Source organism: Bacillus sp. BP-3 (assembly GCF_028401955.1).
In the GTDB taxonomy this organism is placed as follows: Bacteria; Bacillota; Bacilli; order Bacillales; family Bacillaceae_G; genus Bacillus_A.
Genome location: NZ_JAQOTJ010000009.1, coordinates 42,641 through 59,597 on the forward strand (window position 1 = coordinate 42,641; position 16,957 = coordinate 59,597).

A 16,957-nucleotide genomic window follows, 5' to 3' on the forward strand; every position below is an offset into this window, starting at 1 on the left:
ACAGCATATGATTTTGTCCCAATTTCATATGACTATTTAAAAAAATCTTTTATTTGCGATGCAAATATTTCAAGAAGTAAAAAACCCTTCTTCTAGAACTTATTCGCTAAAAGAAAGGTTCATGACTTATCACTTAAAAAAAATTGGTTCTTTATCCTTCACTGTATATGGCAAAGAATACGCCGGTACAAACGGGGTATGTTTCACAAGCAACTGACGAATATCGTCTCCTTCTTTTACTTCATCACCATATTTTTGTAACATGTCATATAAATCAATACGATAATCAATATATACTTCACCTTTCTCATCAACAACAAAAGGTAAGTTTTTACCAGAATAAGGGCTTTCCACTTGAGGAATCTCTTTATAGCCCATTTTATTATAATCAAGCTCATACACACCATCTGTAATTACTTTTTTAAATGGCGGGTATTGATGCTCATCACGATAGATTTGTAGTTTTAACTTTAAATCTTGAACTCGCTCTGCTGTTCGAACATCAATTAATTTCACAGTTGGATTTGTTTCTACATCAACTAATACATATTGATAAATACCGCCGCTTTCAAAAGCATTTCCAGGAGGTTCTTGTATTAGTCTAGGGGTAATCTTTTGAAAATCAATCGGATATTTTTGATAGATTGGTGTATTCATATCACGTGTTTTAATAGGCAATATATGACCATTCTGTTCTCTATATGTATTAACTGCTGTTTGCACTGTTTGTAGTTGATCTTCATATGGTACGGCGTGCTGTTGTACCTTTTCTTTCGGATATAGGCACCCAGATAGTATACTAGTACAACATAATACAAAAATTAGTAGTTTTTTCTTCATTAGAAATCCGTCCTTTAGTTTCTATTGTTCAATTGGCCCGCTAAATACGACAAGAAAAATAATAAATCCTGATACAACCATACATGCATATGCAAACAAAGCTGTAAACCCTTTCAAAAATGTATTCTTTATTTTATGACGACTTAGCAAAATGAAAACAACAGAAATAAACATGAGAGCCATTGCCCCCAAAGCAAACCACATCTTTATAAGACCAGCAGACATATATCCCCCTCCTGATATATTTTTCTATTATTTTAACAAATTATAACTTTTAAACAAATAAAAATATTTAGTTTATTATACAATACCACAAAACTTCATCTCAAAATGCTAAGCGGCATTCATTTTTATCTCGCTATTAGCGGGCAATAATATCCCCCACCTCAAAAAGCGCCTCTCCGCCTTGTGCGTGGGCGTCCTGCAATTCTGAGCGAGCCGCTTCCGCTTTTCTTAAGAAGTTAGGCGGGAGATAAACTGCCCGATTCGTGAGGGCTGATAATCAGTAGGGGATGAAGCCCCCCACTGATTAAAGTTTCACTTTATTGAAACGAATAAAAAACCGAAGCGAACGGGACTTCTTCGCTTCGGTTGACCAAATATTCCCACAAACAGCTCATATTCATTCCTTCATAGTATCGTATGCAATGTATATAACAATGGTTTCTCACACTTTATTTTTTAAACATTTTACTCAATGAACTAAAGTCAGTTGGCATGTTATTATTAATAATCGCATTTATGATTTGGTCTTCTTTTTCTTTTGATACATCTCTTCCCGCCATCGTTGCAACCTGATGAATTAACTGACGTAGCACATTCTCATCGCGTAAATTTGAATTTTGAACCGAAGAGGCTAATTTAAAAATATCTTCTTTATTTACTTTCGATTGTTTTTCAATATTGTTGAATAAATTGTTATCCACCTTATTCACCCTCTCATGTAATCTACACTTCATCGTATGCAGAAAATAAAGATTGGTGAAAAAACCCAAAAGAAAAAGCTGTACAAATGTCTTTTTACATTTGTACAGCTTTTTTTACAGCAAGTCTGGAATCGCTTCTACTTCGTGTTTACGCACACGTCCCATCAACATTCCAACAGCATCTTTTACATTTTTTTCATTAAATAACACATCATATAAAACAGTTGTAATTGGCATTTCTACATCCATCTTCTTAGCCATCTCATATGCTGCTTTCGTTGTCCGCACACCTTCAACAACCATTCCCATATTATCTAATACTTCTTGTAAAGAGCAACCTTTACCAAGCATGTTACCAGCACGCCAATTTCGGCTATGAACGCTCGTACATGTTACAATTAGGTCACCCATACCTGTTAGGCCAGCAAACGTCAATGGGTTCCCACCCATTTTACGTCCTAAGCGAGCAATTTCTGTTAATCCACGCGTCATAAGTGCTGCCTTTGCATTATCTCCTAAGCCAATTCCATCAGTAATCCCCGCCGCAAGGGCAATAATATTTTTTAACGCCCCGCCAAGTTCAACTCCAATAATATCTGGGTTTGTATATACACGGAAATAGCTATTCATAAATAGGTCTTGAACCTCTTCAGCTGCTTCCATACGCTTTGCAGCTGATGTAACTGTTGTAGCTTGACGCAATCCAACTTCTTCGGCATGACTCGGCCCCGATAAGACAACCACATCGCGAATGAGATGCGCTGGAATTTCTTCTTCAATCACTTCCGAAATACGCTTTGAAGTTCCTGGTTCAATCCCTTTACTTGCATGAATCCATGTAATTGGCTGCGAAACCAATTTTTTCATCTGTTGCAATACTTCTCGATATGCCTTTGTAGGTACAACGAGTAGTACTGTATCTACCCCTATTAATGCTTCTTCTAAGGAAGAGTAAGCAACGATACTGGCTGGCAGTGTAATCCCTGGAAGATAACGACTATTCTCATGTTTTTCATTCATTTCATCCATAAGTTCTGCTCGGTTTCCCCAAAGACGTACATCATGACCGTTGTCAGCTAATACCATCGCTAACGCCGTTCCCCAGCTACCTGCTCCTACTACTGTGATTTTTTTCATAAAATCACATCCTCTCCATTAGTCTCGTGCTCTTGCAATAATTTTAATCGGCGTTCCTACGAAACCAAACGCATCGCGCAGACGATTTTTCAAGAAGCGCTCATATGAGAAGTGCAGTAACTCTGTATCGTTTACGAACACAACAAATGTCGGTGGTTTCACCGCGACTTGTGTTGCATAGAAAATTTTCAAACGTTGTCCATTATGCGTTGGTGTTGGATTCATTGCAACAGCATCCATAATCACATCGTTTAATACATTTGTTTGTACACGAATACTATGACTTGCATTTACCTCATTAATAACAGGAAGCAGTGTGTGTGTACGTTTTCTCGTTTTTGCAGATAAGAATACGATTGGCGCGTAATCTAAAAATTGGAAATGAGCACGAATATTCTCTTCAAATTCCTTCATCGTTTTCTCATCTTTCTCAACCGCATCCCATTTATTTACAACAATAATAACAGCACGACCTGAATCATGGGCATATCCAGCAATTTTTTTATCTTGTTCAATGATTCCTTCTTCACCATCTAAAACAACTAAAACAACATCAGAGCGTTCAATTGCTCGAAGTGCTCGAAGTACACTATACTTTTCTGTACTTTCATATACTTTTCCTTTTTTGCGCATTCCTGCTGTATCAATGATAACGTAATCTTGTCCATCTTTACTGTACGGCGTATCAACTGCATCACGTGTAGTACCAGCTACATTACTAACGATTACACGTTCTTGACCAAGCAATGCATTTACCATTGATGATTTTCCAACGTTCGGGCGACCAATTAAACAGAATTTAATTGTTTCATCATCGTATGGTTCTTCTTCAATTTGCGGAAAATGTTTTGCTACTTCATCCAATAAGTCCCCTAAACCTAAACCATGTGTTCCAGATATAGGAAACGGCTCTCCAAAGCCTAACGCATAAAAATCGTAAATTTCGCTACGCATCTCTGGATTATCTACTTTATTCACAGCTAATACAACTGGCTTTTTAGAACGATATAAAATCTTTGCAACTTCTTCATCCGCAGCTGTTACACCATCACGACCATTTGTCATAAAAATAATAACATCAGCCTCATCAATCGCAACTTCTGCTTGTTGACGAATTTGTGTCAAGAATGGCTCGTCCCCAATATCAATTCCACCTGTATCAATAATGTTAAACTCATGATTTAACCATTCTCCTGCACTATATATACGATCTCTTGTTACACCAGGGATATCTTCAACAATCGACACTCTTTCTCCAACAATTCTATTGAAAATAGTAGATTTCCCCACATTTGGGCGTCCTACTATTGCCACTACCGGTTTTGGCATATACTTTCATCCTTTCTATTTGCTTCTGTTATTATGTAAAAAACCCTTCTTTGTGCAAGAAGGGATTTGCATTCCAGAATATTTCTCTTCGTATCAAAACATCTCATATTATAACACATTTCAAGAATGTTTCACAATAATATATACATTCTCTTGCAAACGGTGGGCAATTCCATCTAAAATCGCTTCTAAATTGCTAGCAACAAACTCCATTTCTTCTACTGTCTCACACACAAATAACGGCGCCCCGCCAGCGAACTTTTCCGGAATTGTTGTAATAACAGCAAGAATACATTTTTCTAATATCACCCTTTTTCTCCCCTTCCATTCGGGGCCTCAGAAGACATATGAATAGCACTTTCTAGTGTTGGAACATTTCCAATGACCTGAATCGCTTTATTTACATCTTGATCTTGTGGCAAAACAAATATGCCTATTCTCCCATCATTTAAATCACGTTTTGCAAGCGGTACAAGTGCAGGTGTTCCAGAATCTCGATATACACCAAGCGCAACAGATATATCATGCAAAATCGCCTGTCTTTGACCAAGGTTTGCTAATGTTACCCGAGCATCGATAGATTTTGGTTTTAAAATAAATCCCATACCATACTTCATAATTTCTTTTTGCCTTGCTGGTAAACCGATATTCATAATATAAATATTATCAACATAAAGGCCTGCTCCTTCAAAATGCAATGGAGCATGCTCAACCTCAACAAGATCACGTAGCCGTTTACCAGACATCAACTTTTTCGCGAAAAAGAAACCTATGATTCCAGCTAAAATACCGGCATACCACGATTTAAATCCTAAATAAGCAAAAGTAGCTATGAAAGAAGTTAACATCGCTAAATAATTACGGCTCTCAAACACAATTGCAATTCCCTCAATATATGTATTGCCCCTAGGGACAAGTTCATACCCATCTAATTGCTGCAATGTATTACGTTCCATATTCCGCACATCACGAAACTGCGATGCAGCTAATGTCAGAAATGTAATAGCAGAGAAATCCTTTTTCAAAATAGCTGGAATGGCAACCGCCCCAAGAGCAGCCGCAATAATTCCCATTGCAATATGGATAATCTTGCCATGTAAACGAGTTGGATACTGCCTTGTATCCGTTTGAAGCATTAAAATTCGTGTGACAGTTCCAACGGTTACTCCAAGCAACATAGCTGATGTATACGAATTCATAAATTAACCTTGTCCCTCCTTCACTTGCTTTTGCTTAAATTGTTCTGTGTATGTCACTATTTTTCCAATTCCGTATAAAAGACTACAGAACATTGTGGACACAGCAATCATATTAAAAAATTGTAAACTCCCTAATTGATACGGAAAATTGAATGTCTTTAAAATAAAAGCTACAAATAACTCACCTTGCAACGCCCCTACATATAATCCCCATATACGTAATAGACGGTCCCTATGTAATAAAACAGATGTATAAACGAGAATACTACTTAACATCCATGTACGATCTACAACAATCCAAATCGGGTCATAGAGTTCGATTAAAGAAAAACTTGCATATAGCATCGCAATTATAAGTGCGCATAGTATAGTGTAGACCTTTTTCCATACTGAATATGCCGCAATTCCAATAAATGAGATTCCCGCTAATAAAAAAGCATTTACCGATATTGTAATAAAAGCAAATGAAATCACTGTTTGCGAACAAATAATAAATAATAAAATGACCGCACTAATCTTAAATCTAACTGTATCTTTTTTCAAAAAAAACGTCGTAATAACCCAGCCCATCCACGCTAACAAATAAAAGTAACCGCCTTCCAATTGAACACCTCCTATTATTTCCATTATGGGAATTGTTTATGAAAAATAATCATCTTCTATCGCTGCATATTTTAAAAAATAACAGCAACACTTTGTACTAAGGAGGTGGGTACACCATGGGTAAAGATCGTCAAGAAAAAAAATTGAAAGAATCGCGACGCGTAGAATCCGACCGCAGTCAATCATTACAATATCCTGGTGCAACAGGACTCGATACACCGGAGCAAGCACGAAAACAAAATCAACATTAAAACAAAGAAACAGCCAACATATCATTGGCTGTTTCTTTGTTTATATATTTTTTCAACATATAAATTGCTGTTATGCAGAGCAAAAAGTGACATACACTCGCTTTATCCCGCTATTCATGGGCAGTAATACTCCCACCTCAAAATTCAGCGAAAGCATTGTCTAGCTCTAGCGGCTAGAATCTCCGGTCGTTTCACCCCCTCGGACGAGGCACAAGGCGCCTCTCCGCCTTGTGCGTGGGCGTCCTTCGATTCTGAGCGAGCCGCTTCCGCTTTTCTGAAGAGGTTAGGTGGGAGATAAACTGCTGGCATGCGCCCGATTGGTGAGGGCTGATAATCAGTGGGGATGAAGAAAACCCCCACTGATTATAGTTTCACTTTATCCCTTTGTTTTAAATCTTGCATGTGGCAGGCTTCTATGCATGGCCAGTTGGTCTCGACCGCCTAAAAAGAAGGGATTTGTGTTCGTTCTTTAACTTATATTCATATATACTCACTGTATAATCCCTTGTTCTGTGGCTTTCTTAATTGCTTCAACGCGATTGGATACATGAAGCTTTGAATAAATGTTAATAATGTGCGTCTTAACTGTCGAAATAGATATGCACAATTGTTCACCAATCTTCTTATTTGATGCCCCAGTCGCTAGAACTTTCAATACCTCTAATTCTCTATTACTTAAAATAATATTTTCTTTATCATAACCCCCTAACTGTAATAACCTGTATAAAAACTCCCTCTCCCCCTCATTTAAATCTTGCAAACGTTCTTCTTTTAATAACATCAATAATACTTGCGTCTGTTTATCTATCCTTCTATAAGGTAATAAAATATAATTTTCATAACTATAATGTATTGCTTCTCTCAATAAATTTAAAAGCTCTCGCTTATATTTTTGCAGATCATTTCCTAAAATAGTCACTTTTAATAATAGTGCTTCTACTAATAAAACCTTCATTTTATATTTCCTTGTAAATTCCGCAATTTCATCAAGTAATTGTAACGATTCTTGTATATGTCCTTTCTGCAATAAAATCTGAGCATATAACAATTTATCTTCAGTTCGTAGTTTCTTTTTTTCTTTTTTTTGTTGATATATGGGGACAAATTGATCTAATTGCTGCACATATTCTTCATCAACATGGATTGCATATTTTAGTAAGGAAGATATAAACAGCTCATTTTGATACGCATCAAATGTTTGTAACTTTCGAATTGTTTCGTTTGCTTGCTGTTTATCACCTTTCAGAAATTGAAGTTCCATTAAATTATATAAATAAGGTTTTTCTAATGCAGCTTCGTCACCTTGTACATGTTGTAATGATTTTTCAGCCTCATCCAATTGTAAACGTTTCAAATGAATACCCGTAATTCCAATATGACAAGTTACTGTAAGAGCTGATAAAAATGGATGTTGTTCAACCACCTGAAAAAGCTGATTATATAACCTCTCACACTCTTTTAAATCTCCTAAATCCTCTTTAATCTGGCATAAAGAACTTAAAATACCCATTTTGACATATGGATTTTTCATTCTCTTCTCAAGTATAGACGCTTTATCAAGCACATATAGTGCATCCTTGATTCGCTCCTGAAACCACAGAAAAAATGATAATTCTACATAAATAATCGCCTTAGTTACATCACTTATATCCATGTCTTCAATTTCACTTATAAACAAAACATCTAATTGTAAATTCTCTTCCTCAATTAAAGCCTTGCAAAATTCGAATACCTTCCAAGGATGATGACCACTTGCCCCTTCGTACACGGTATTTAATATTTCTTTGCACTGCTCAAACTCCATATTACAATAATGGTAAAAAATGAGTTGAAACGCCATCTCTTTATTTTGCACAATACACGGTAACGGAATATGTCGTAAATAGGTCCATCCTTGCGGGTTTTGTCCGTGTATTTCAATTTTTCTCAACGCAGCCTCATAACATTGCATCTCTAACAATTGTTTTATACATTCCTCAAAATCACCGCATCGTTCGTATACTTCTACAGCTCGTAAACGTAACTTCTTTTGTTTCTCCATTTCTAGCCGCTCAAAAGAATGTTGTAAAAATTGTTGAAAAATAGCGTGATAGCGATATATTCCACGATCTTCATCAAGATTAATTATAAATAAATGTTTTTGAAATAGACGTGTAATGATTTCTTTTGTACCTTGTTTTTCCAATAACTTATTACAAATTTCCTCATTAAAATAACTTAAAATAGATGTTTTTACGAGAAAATCTTTTTCTTCTTCTTCCAGAGCATCTAAAATCTCTTTTGATAAATAGGTAATCATATATTTATTCAGCACTTTCATATGCTGCATACAATCATTGTTATGATAAGATCGTGCAAGCGCAATTAACTGAAGACCACCAATCCAACCTTCTGCCACCATGTTCATATCATGAATTACCTCATATTTTAGATCCATCTTCAATGTATGTTTAATAAACTGAAAACCTTCGTCTGCTGATAACTTTAGTTCTTCTTCTCCAATTTCTAATAATCTTCCTGAAATGAGAAAATCACCTACATAAAATTTAGGTTCTTCTCTCGTTAATAAGACAATGCGAACATTTTCTGAGGAATGCTTAAAAAAATATTCCATTGTCTTATTAACATCAACATCCGTTATATAGTGAAAATCATCAATAATAATCGTAATATCATCTTTTGTACTTAATAGGTTAATCAAAGCTACAATAATACGTTTCATATCATCTTTATGCATAATCATCTGAAATAAAGAAATAATGTCTTCTATTTCTTCAATATATACACGCATACTTTCTAACACATAGTACCAAAAAGATAATACATTATTATTCTCTTTATCTAGAGTAATCCAGGAAATCACAAATTCTGGGTTTTCTTTGACAAAAGAAGAGCATATAGTCGTTTTTCCGCTACCAGCCGATCCTTTTACAACTACAAGCTTATAATCGTACAATGTTTCTAATTTTTTTAATAATTTTTCTCTACGTACATAATTTTTCCTTGGCGTTGGAGTCATTAATTTTGTAGAAATGATTTGAACTTCTCTCTTCATTTCATCACCTTATTATTTTCTTTATGCATTTTATTTCCATTTTATATGGTTAACATAACAAATATCAATATCGACCTTCCTGTACTCTTTTTTTACAAATAATTATACTGAGCATAAAGAATAACAAGATAATAAAACTTATATACGTAATTGCGCCTCCATAATGTGCTAGATTATAGCCATTTTCAACACCATCGATAAACGAAAGATATTGTTTTTGCGGTAAGATTCGTACAAACCAATCTACTATCCCATTCTTGTCTTTTAAAACAAAGAAGGCTCCCGATAAAATAGTAGTAAAAACAATAATGGAAGAAGATAACATCATTGTATTATCCGTAGTTTCTATAATCGTACTCATAAATAAAGCAAAAGATGTCGCAATCATAACAAGGATAGCCAATAGATAACTATATTCTAAAAAGCTGAATCCTATATCCACCTGAAACATTACCTTTTCAACTATTAAAATGAGAAGGGTTGGAGCATATACGATAAGAAAGGTAAACAAATACTGCGCAAATAAATAGTTACTAATACGTATAGGAGAAGATACAATACGAGTAAAGGTCCGATTTTCCTTATCTTCTGTAAAAAAACTCATAAACATAATACTCTCTAGTAATACAAACATACATAGATACCCTAAAATATTTGTACCTACCTTTCTAACCTCATTTTGTGGAAACGAACCAATATTTTTTTGTTGAAATACCCTCTCGACTTTTTCCTTGAAATTATGTTCTTTAATTGTCTTTACCTCTATTTGTCCGTTTTCTTTCGGAATAACTGCTGCATCATATTTTTTCATTACAAATTCAGACATACTTGGAATTTGATTCGTATTTTTAATGTTAAACCCCTTTATTTTTATATCACCCTTTCCTTCTTTTGTTACATATGCAATGTTCCCCTTCATTTCAAACTGGGAAGTAAAAAATATAGCAAACGATATAGAAATAAACGCGAGAAGAATCGTTAACAGTATATAATTCTTTTTACTAATAGCTCGCCGGATATTATGACGAAAAACAATTAAAATCTCGTTCATATATAATCCTCCACCTTAAATAGAAATTTACAGCCAACTAACCCAAAACAAGTTAACAAAATTAACACACTACCCGTTGTAAGGAAAAGGCTAAAATCTTGATCATATATGATCTTCATCACACATTCTACAACCCACTTTACCGGTGAAATATATGATATTGTCCGAACCGTATCTCCTAATCCATCAAGAGAAAAGAAAACCCCTCCTAAAATTGCAAAAGCATTATTTAACAAACTTAATATTTTATTCGTTACTTCCTCACTTTTAAACATACAGCAAAATAATACACCGATAACCGCTGATAAAAAATTAAATAACAACACGATTATAATGACATAAGCAACATTCTTTCCTCCAAACGTTACATGCAAGCCTATACGAGCCACATACATAACAAATAGATAGCAAACAGTTGTAAAAGTAAATGTAGCCAATATTTTCGACAAATACAGATAAGAAACACGAATTGGACTATACATAACTCGTAAATTACTATTTTTTAACCTTTTCTCCATAAAACTATTAGAAGCTGTCATTGATACATTCAAGATGCTATATATTAAAATCGTAACACCGTAATAATCATAGGAAGTAATCCCACTTTCTCCGTAACTCCCATTACTCAAATAACCAAAAATTAATATAAATAAAATCGGAGAAAGTGTATTTGTTAGTAAAAGTACTGGATTCATAACAATATTAACTACATCGCGTTTATATATCACAAAGAAACCCATCATTTTCACCTTCAATCTCTTAATTTTCTTCCTGTTAACTGTAAAAATACTGTTTCTAAACTCGCACTTTCACTCATAATGTTTTTCACTTTCATTCCTTCATTTACAAGAAGCGTAATGATTTTATCCAAATTTTCCACACCTTTTAATACGACAACTTCTATTACTCCGTCTTTTACTGTTACTTCTTTCATCCCTTCAATTTTAAAAAAACGTTCTTCTACACCTGTTGTTATATGTTCACATTCTATGAAATAACGGTTTTCATCTGCAATATGCTTCTTAAGTTCTTCTTTCGTTCCCTCGGCAATAATTTCACCATGATCCATAATGATAATTCTCGTCGATATCTCTTCTACTTCTTCCATATAATGCGTTGTATAAATAATCGTAGATCCTTGTTCTCGTAATTGCTGAATCGACTGTAAAATATGATTTCTAGATTGCGGATCAATCCCCACTGTCGGTTCATCCATAATAATAACTTTAGGTTTATGTGCAATCGCACATGCTATATTAAGCCTTCTTTTCATTCCACCTGAAAAAGTTTTTGGTTTTTCATTTTTCTTATCAAGCAGTCCAACAAATTGCAGTGCTTCATCTACAGATTGCTGCAATTCCCGTCCTTTCAAACCGTAAAGAGCAGCAAAAAATGCTACATTTTTTTCCGCTGATACCTCTTCGTAAATTGCTAAATCCTGCGGTACAATACCGAGGTTGCGTTTTACATATCGTGCATGTTTTTTTACATCTTTTCCTTTAAATAAAATGTTTCCCCCGTCGTACTGTAAAATGGTCGACAATATATGAATCATCGTACTTTTCCCCGCACCATTTGGGCCAAGGAAACATAAAATCTCTCCTTCTCTCACTTCAAATGAAATACCATTTAATGCTTTAAAATGTGCGTAACATTTTTCTAATTCTCTTACTTCAATTAAATTTTCCATATCATCCGCTCCTTTCTTCCTCATTGTATAAATTTTATAAACAAAAAAAATCAACCGAATGGTTGATTCATTCGGTTGATTTTCATCTCGCTATTCGTTAGCAGTAAGACCCCGCTGATAGAAATTTCACGTTACAATAACCCCATCAAAAGGTTTCTTAAAATGCATTTCATTTAACGCCTACTATATGTCGTTGTATCAATCCCGCGCTCGTTAAGCCAATGATATGTATCACCTTTAATAACAATTGGTACTTGCCTAAGCTCAGCGATTGTTCGTACTCCAAGCGCCGTCATAATAAACTGTAAATCTGTATGTAGTAATTCAATTTCTTCTATTAATTTCTCGATCCCGTCTTGCATCAATATTCGTAAAAAGTGACCGGCAAATGCAGCCACTGACGCTCCTAATGCTAATGCTTTCGCGACATCAAGTGCTGTTTGAATACCACCTGATGCAATAATAGAGAGAGGTTTTTGTGTAGAGGATACTTCAATTAAAGAGGAAGCAGTCGAAATGCCCCACTCATTGAAATAAGAAAGTGTTCGTTGTCTTCTTTCATTTTCAACCGCCGCAAAGTTTGTACCGCCATATCCACCAATATCTATTATAGAAACCCCAACACTTGCTAAATCCTCCGCCGCCTCTTTACTCATACCGAAACCAACTTCTTTTACTATAACAGGAACAGAAGAATGTTTGACAATTTGTTCAATTCTTTTTAGTGCACCAGTAAAATCTCGATCGCCTTCTGGCATTGTCAATTCTTGAATGACATTCAAATGAATTTGTAGTGCATTTGCTTCAATCATATCAACAGCTCGCTTTGCTTGTTCTACTGTTGCTTCACTGCCTAAGTTTGCAATTACAATTCCATTTGGATTCACTTTTCTCACAATTTTATAAGATGCAGCTTCATTAGCATCTTTTAACGCCGCCATTTGTGAACCGACAGCCATCGCAAGCTGATACTGCTGTGCAGCTCGGGCTAGTTGTTCATTAATATGTAGTGTGTGCTCTCCGCCACCACCAGTCATCGCATTGATAAAAATCGGCGAACTTAAAGCAAGTTCGCCGATTTCTGTTTGAAATGATATACTTTCATAACTTATATTCGGTAAGCTTTGATGAACAAAAGCAATGTCACTAAAGCTATGCGTATGAGACTGTCCAGTAGAAAGAGCATACTCAATATGTTCTAATTTACGCTTTGCTCTTACCACACACATCCCTCATTATTTCTTTAAATTTTTTAACTTCTCTCCAATAATATCACCTAATTGGAATGTTGCAGACTCAGAAGTTGGTTCATATTTACTATAATCTTCTGTTACATTATTTTCTTCAAGCGCTTCTTTTATACTTAAAGAAATACGTTTTTCTTCTGAATGAACTTCTAATACTTTTACTTGCACACCTTGTCCGATGTTTAATACCTCATTCGGATTTTTCACATGACGGTTTGCGATTTGTGACACGTGAACAAGTCCTTCTACGCCAGGAAAAATCTCAACGAACGCTCCGAAAGTAACAAGACGTTTTACTTTCCCATCTAATAAATCGCCTACTTTTACTTGATTTGAAACATTCGACCATGGACCTGGTTGCACCGCTTTCATAGATAAAGAAATACGCTGCGTATCAGCATCAACAGATAACACTTTTACTTTTACAGTTTGTCCCTCTGTTAATACATCAGATGGTTGTTCTACACGATCATGAGAAATTTGAGAAATATGAACTAAGCCATCTACACCGCCAACATTTACAAATGCTCCGAAGTCAGTTAAACGTTGAACCGTTCCCTCTACAACATCACCTGCTTGTAAAGAAGAAACTGCTTCTTTTTTCTTCTTGTCTAACTCTTGCTCTACTACTGCCTTATGAGAAAGAATCACACGATTTTTCTCGCGGTCTAATTCTACAATTTTTACTGCCAATGTTTTTCCTTTATAATCAGTAAAATCTTCTACATAATGCATCTCTACAAGCGAAGCTGGAATAAAGCCACGAACACCAAGGTCAACAACTAGACCTCCGTTAACGATATCTTTAATTGTTACATCAAATACTTCACCTGATGTAAATTGTCCTTGCAATACTTCCCATGCTTTTTCTGCATCTACTGCACGTTTAGACAACACTAAATCATCATCTTCTAATTTAATTACTTTCAATTCAAGAGTTTGTTCTGCTTCTACAACATCGCTTGCTTTTTCAATATGAACATTCGCCAATTCACTAATTGGAATAACACCATCAGTTTTGTACCCAACATTTACAAATACTTGCTTTTCTTCAACTTTAGTTACTGTACCTGTAACAATATCCCCTACCTGTAATGCCTTTGCGTTTACAACTTCTTCATTCATTTTTTCTACCATGGAAATACCTCCCTACTAAAATGGTAAAGCATCTTTATGTATATACGAAATGGAAACAATGGCTTCCATTTGCATGTATGTAAAATATTTAGAAAATACTCTCTTTTACTAACTTCTAACAAATCGATGAATTTGTCAAGGAATTTGTCTCCTTATTACCACACAGAAACAAAAATAAAGGAAGAGGTTTCCCCCTTCCTTTATTTTGCGGACGTTGCCGATACAATATCCATAATCTTTTGAACGACTTCTTCAATCGATAAAGACGTTGTATCTAATTCAATTGCATCCTCAGCTTTCTTTAATGGAGACACTTCACGTTCAGAGTCTAATTTATCACGGCGCGCAATTTCTTCTTTTAATTGTTCTAAGTTAGAAGAAAATCCTTTTTGTGTGTTTTCTAAATGTCTTCTTTCAGCTCGCTCTTCAACAGAAGCTAGCATAAAAATTTTCACTTCCGCATTCGGTAATACATGCGTCCCAATATCACGTCCGTCCATTACAACGCCGCCTTTTTCTGCTAAGGCTTGCTGACGACGTACCATTTCTTCACGCACAAGGCGATGTCTCGCCACAATTGATACGCGATTTGTTACTTCTGGTGTGCGAATCACTTCTGATACATCTTCTCCGTTTAAAAAGACAAGCTGTGCATTTTCTGCATGCTGAAATGAGATGTCTATATCCCTAATTATCCCCATTAATTTTGTTTCATTTTCAATATCAATACCTTGCTCTAATGCCGCATATGTTACAGTACGATACATTGCACCCGTATCAATATAAACATAAGACAATTTTTTAGCAACAATTTTAGCAACCGTACTTTTCCCTGCAGCAGCCGGGCCATCAATTGCAATTGAAATTTGTTTCTCCATTGTAACACCCCATTTTTCACTTATAAAAACAGAAGGAAAAGCAGGTATTCCCTGCTTCTCTCATCATTGTTTCATTTTACATTAACAGGAAGTAAAAATCCGATTGGTTCCATTAACGATCAGCTTTTTCCACTAATAACCGTTTCACTTTACCCTGTTTCAAGTCCTCAACTATTGTAGCACACTCTTTCTTAGAAGCAAATGAAAAAACTATTGATTTACTTCTAAAATATTTGTAATAACCCCTTTTGTAACTCCTTCATAATAGACAACTTTCGATACATATTTCGCTATGTTTTCCTCTGTTAAAAGCAATTGGACAATACACAGACAAAAACATTGGCCAATAAGTAACCAAATTAAAATTTTCTCTATTGTTTTCAAAACCTACATCTCCTTTTCCTTATCATTCCGCTCTAACAGACACCTGTTGACAGGCAGTAAGACCTTACAGAGGGAAGTTTCACTTTATTTTCATTGTGATTATTGCTTAGCAGTTTTATACTTTTTCATTGTCGAATCCAGTCAAATCATGTTATGTTCTTAATGTATTTGCATTGATTGGAGAGGGGTAAAGGCATTGAAAAAAATTCTTGTTTTACACACAGGTGGAACAATTGCGATGGAAGAAGATAAAGAAACTGGAGTTGTTCAACCGGGCGCACAAAATCCACTTTTAAAATTCATTCCAAATTTAGAAGAAGATATCGATTTAATTGTTGAAGATGTCTTTCATCTTCCATCTCCTCACATGACACCTAATGAAATGCTGCAATTACAAGTCATGATTGACGAGAAGGTTAAAAACGATAACGTGCAAGGTGTTGTCATTACACACGGAACAGACACACTAGAAGAAACAGCTTATTTTCTTGACTTAACTGTCCAAGCCGATGTTCCAATTGTCGTTACAGGAGCAATGCGCTCAAGTAATGAGTTAGGAGCAGATGGTTTATATAACTTTTTGTCAGCCGTAAAAGTTGCGAGTAGTGAAGAGGCAAAGGGAAAAGGCGTTCTTGTCGTATTAAACGATGAAATTCACTGTGCAACGAATGTGACAAAAACACATACAAGTAACGTAGCAACATTCCAAAGTCCACAATACGGACCAATTGGAATGGTAACAAAGCGTGGTGTTGTCTTCCATCACGCATTAGTGCATCATGAAAAATATGCTGTCACACAAATTACCAAAAATATTGTTATCTTAAAAGCGTATGCTGGTATGGATGAAACATTGTTGGCTGCAATTGAGCAATTGCCAGTTGACGGGATCATTATCGAAGCACTTGGCCAGGGAAACTTACCACCGCATACACTTCCTGCCTTGCAACGTTTGATAGATAAAGATATTCCAGTTGTTCTTGTTTCTCGTTGCTTTAATGGAATTGTCCAAGATGTATATTCGTACGAGGGCGGCGGCAAACAATTAAAAAATATGGGCATTATCTTCACATATGGTTTAAATGCTCAAAAGGCTCGTATTAAGCTACTTGTTGCACTAGAAGTAACAAAAGAACAAGCTGAGATTCAATCTATGTTTAAACATTAAAATTTGATTATAACGAAAAAACACCTCCGTCTAATTCTTAAGCCTACGAATTAGACGGAGGT

18 protein-coding genes are annotated in these 16,957 nt (G+C 35.3%); 2 read left to right on the forward strand and 16 right to left on the reverse strand.

What is annotated here, in order from left to right:
• Positions 1 to 129 precede the first annotated feature (129 nt).
• The 8 genes from PLX19_RS15225 to PLX19_RS15260 form a co-directional block, all read right to left on the reverse strand.
• Positions 130 to 840 carry a hypothetical protein gene (locus PLX19_RS15225; RefSeq protein ID WP_272189527.1) on the reverse strand — a complete coding sequence of 237 codons (711 nt, stop codon included), beginning with the start codon at positions 838 to 840 and terminating at the stop codon, positions 130 to 132.
• Between the two features lie 21 nt (positions 841 to 861).
• Complete coding sequence (locus PLX19_RS15230; RefSeq protein WP_272189528.1) at positions 862 to 1,065, reverse strand: DUF2768 domain-containing protein; 204 nt, start codon at positions 1,063 to 1,065, stop codon at positions 862 to 864.
• A gap of 449 nt (positions 1,066 to 1,514) precedes the next feature.
• Entirely contained in the window at positions 1,515 to 1,766 is a 252-nt protein-coding gene (locus tag PLX19_RS15235; RefSeq protein WP_272189729.1) for a stage VI sporulation protein F, read from the reverse strand.
• A gap of 114 nt (positions 1,767 to 1,880) precedes the next feature.
• Positions 1,881 to 2,903 (reverse strand): NAD(P)H-dependent glycerol-3-phosphate dehydrogenase, encoded by a 1,023-nt coding sequence (locus tag PLX19_RS15240; protein WP_272189529.1) that lies wholly within the window; start codon positions 2,901 to 2,903, stop codon positions 1,881 to 1,883.
• Positions 2,904 to 2,921: 18 nt separating this feature from the next.
• Entirely contained in the window at positions 2,922 to 4,232 is a 1,311-nt protein-coding gene (der, locus tag PLX19_RS15245; protein WP_272189530.1) for a ribosome biogenesis GTPase Der, read from the reverse strand.
• 120 nt (positions 4,233 to 4,352) lie between these two features.
• Complete coding sequence (locus PLX19_RS15250) at positions 4,353 to 4,541, reverse strand: capping complex subunit for YIEGIA (protein ID WP_242217284.1); 189 nt, start codon at positions 4,539 to 4,541, stop codon at positions 4,353 to 4,355.
• Positions 4,538 to 5,431 carry a YIEGIA family protein gene (locus PLX19_RS15255; RefSeq protein ID WP_272189532.1) on the reverse strand — a complete coding sequence of 298 codons (894 nt, stop codon included), beginning with the start codon at positions 5,429 to 5,431 and terminating at the stop codon, positions 4,538 to 4,540. The genes PLX19_RS15250 and PLX19_RS15255 overlap by 4 nt, the downstream gene beginning before the upstream one ends.
• A 3-nt stretch (positions 5,432 to 5,434) precedes the next feature.
• Positions 5,435 to 6,034, reverse strand: coding sequence for a YphA family membrane protein (locus PLX19_RS15260; RefSeq protein ID WP_272189533.1), 600 nt, complete (start codon positions 6,032 to 6,034; stop codon positions 5,435 to 5,437).
• Between the two features lie 116 nt (positions 6,035 to 6,150).
• Here PLX19_RS15260 and PLX19_RS15265 point away from each other — a divergent pair, with 116 nt between their 5' ends.
• Positions 6,151 to 6,285 carry a YpzI family protein gene (locus tag PLX19_RS15265; protein ID WP_272189534.1) on the forward strand — a complete coding sequence of 45 codons (135 nt, stop codon included), beginning with the start codon at positions 6,151 to 6,153 and terminating at the stop codon, positions 6,283 to 6,285.
• A gap of 490 nt (positions 6,286 to 6,775) precedes the next feature.
• Here the strand turns inward: PLX19_RS15265 and PLX19_RS15270 are convergent, their stop codons facing one another.
• The 8 genes from PLX19_RS15270 to PLX19_RS15305 all read right to left on the reverse strand — a co-directional run bounded on the left by PLX19_RS15270 (position 6,776) and on the right by PLX19_RS15305 (position 15,727).
• The gene (locus PLX19_RS15270) at positions 6,776 to 9,340 is read right to left on the reverse strand and encodes a LuxR C-terminal-related transcriptional regulator (protein WP_272189535.1); all 2,565 of its coding nucleotides are present in this window, start codon (positions 9,338 to 9,340) and stop codon (positions 6,776 to 6,778) included.
• Between the two features lie 64 nt (positions 9,341 to 9,404).
• Positions 9,405 to 10,391 carry an ABC transporter permease gene (locus PLX19_RS15275; RefSeq protein ID WP_272189536.1) on the reverse strand — a complete coding sequence of 329 codons (987 nt, stop codon included), beginning with the start codon at positions 10,389 to 10,391 and terminating at the stop codon, positions 9,405 to 9,407.
• Positions 10,388 to 11,134 carry an ABC transporter permease gene (locus tag PLX19_RS15280; RefSeq protein ID WP_272189730.1) on the reverse strand — a complete coding sequence of 249 codons (747 nt, stop codon included), beginning with the start codon at positions 11,132 to 11,134 and terminating at the stop codon, positions 10,388 to 10,390. Before PLX19_RS15280 ends, PLX19_RS15275 begins: the two co-directional genes overlap by 4 nt.
• An 8-nt stretch (positions 11,135 to 11,142) precedes the next feature.
• Positions 11,143 to 12,081 (reverse strand): ABC transporter ATP-binding protein, encoded by a 939-nt coding sequence (locus tag PLX19_RS15285; RefSeq protein ID WP_272189537.1) that lies wholly within the window; start codon positions 12,079 to 12,081, stop codon positions 11,143 to 11,145.
• Positions 12,082 to 12,254: 173 nt separating this feature from the next.
• Positions 12,255 to 13,304, reverse strand: a complete 1,050-nt coding sequence (gene fni, locus PLX19_RS15290; protein WP_272189538.1) for a type 2 isopentenyl-diphosphate Delta-isomerase — start codon at positions 13,302 to 13,304, stop codon at positions 12,255 to 12,257.
• A gap of 12 nt (positions 13,305 to 13,316) precedes the next feature.
• On the reverse strand, positions 13,317 to 14,465 hold the full coding sequence (gene rpsA, locus PLX19_RS15295) for a 30S ribosomal protein S1 (RefSeq protein WP_272189539.1): 1,149 nt from the start codon (positions 14,463 to 14,465) through the stop codon (positions 13,317 to 13,319).
• A 200-nt stretch (positions 14,466 to 14,665) separates the two neighbouring features.
• Positions 14,666 to 15,343, reverse strand: coding sequence for a (d)CMP kinase (gene cmk, locus PLX19_RS15300; RefSeq protein ID WP_272189540.1), 678 nt, complete (start codon positions 15,341 to 15,343; stop codon positions 14,666 to 14,668).
• 210 nt (positions 15,344 to 15,553) lie between these two features.
• Positions 15,554 to 15,727: a DUF5359 family protein gene (locus tag PLX19_RS15305; protein ID WP_272189542.1), complete on the reverse strand. Its 174-nt coding sequence runs from the start codon at positions 15,725 to 15,727 to the stop codon at positions 15,554 to 15,556.
• Positions 15,728 to 15,923: 196 nt separating this feature from the next.
• Here PLX19_RS15305 and PLX19_RS15310 point away from each other — a divergent pair, with 196 nt between their 5' ends.
• Positions 15,924 to 16,895: an asparaginase gene (locus PLX19_RS15310; protein WP_272189543.1), complete on the forward strand. Its 972-nt coding sequence runs from the start codon at positions 15,924 to 15,926 to the stop codon at positions 16,893 to 16,895.
• The last annotated feature ends 62 nt before the right edge of the window (positions 16,896 to 16,957 follow it).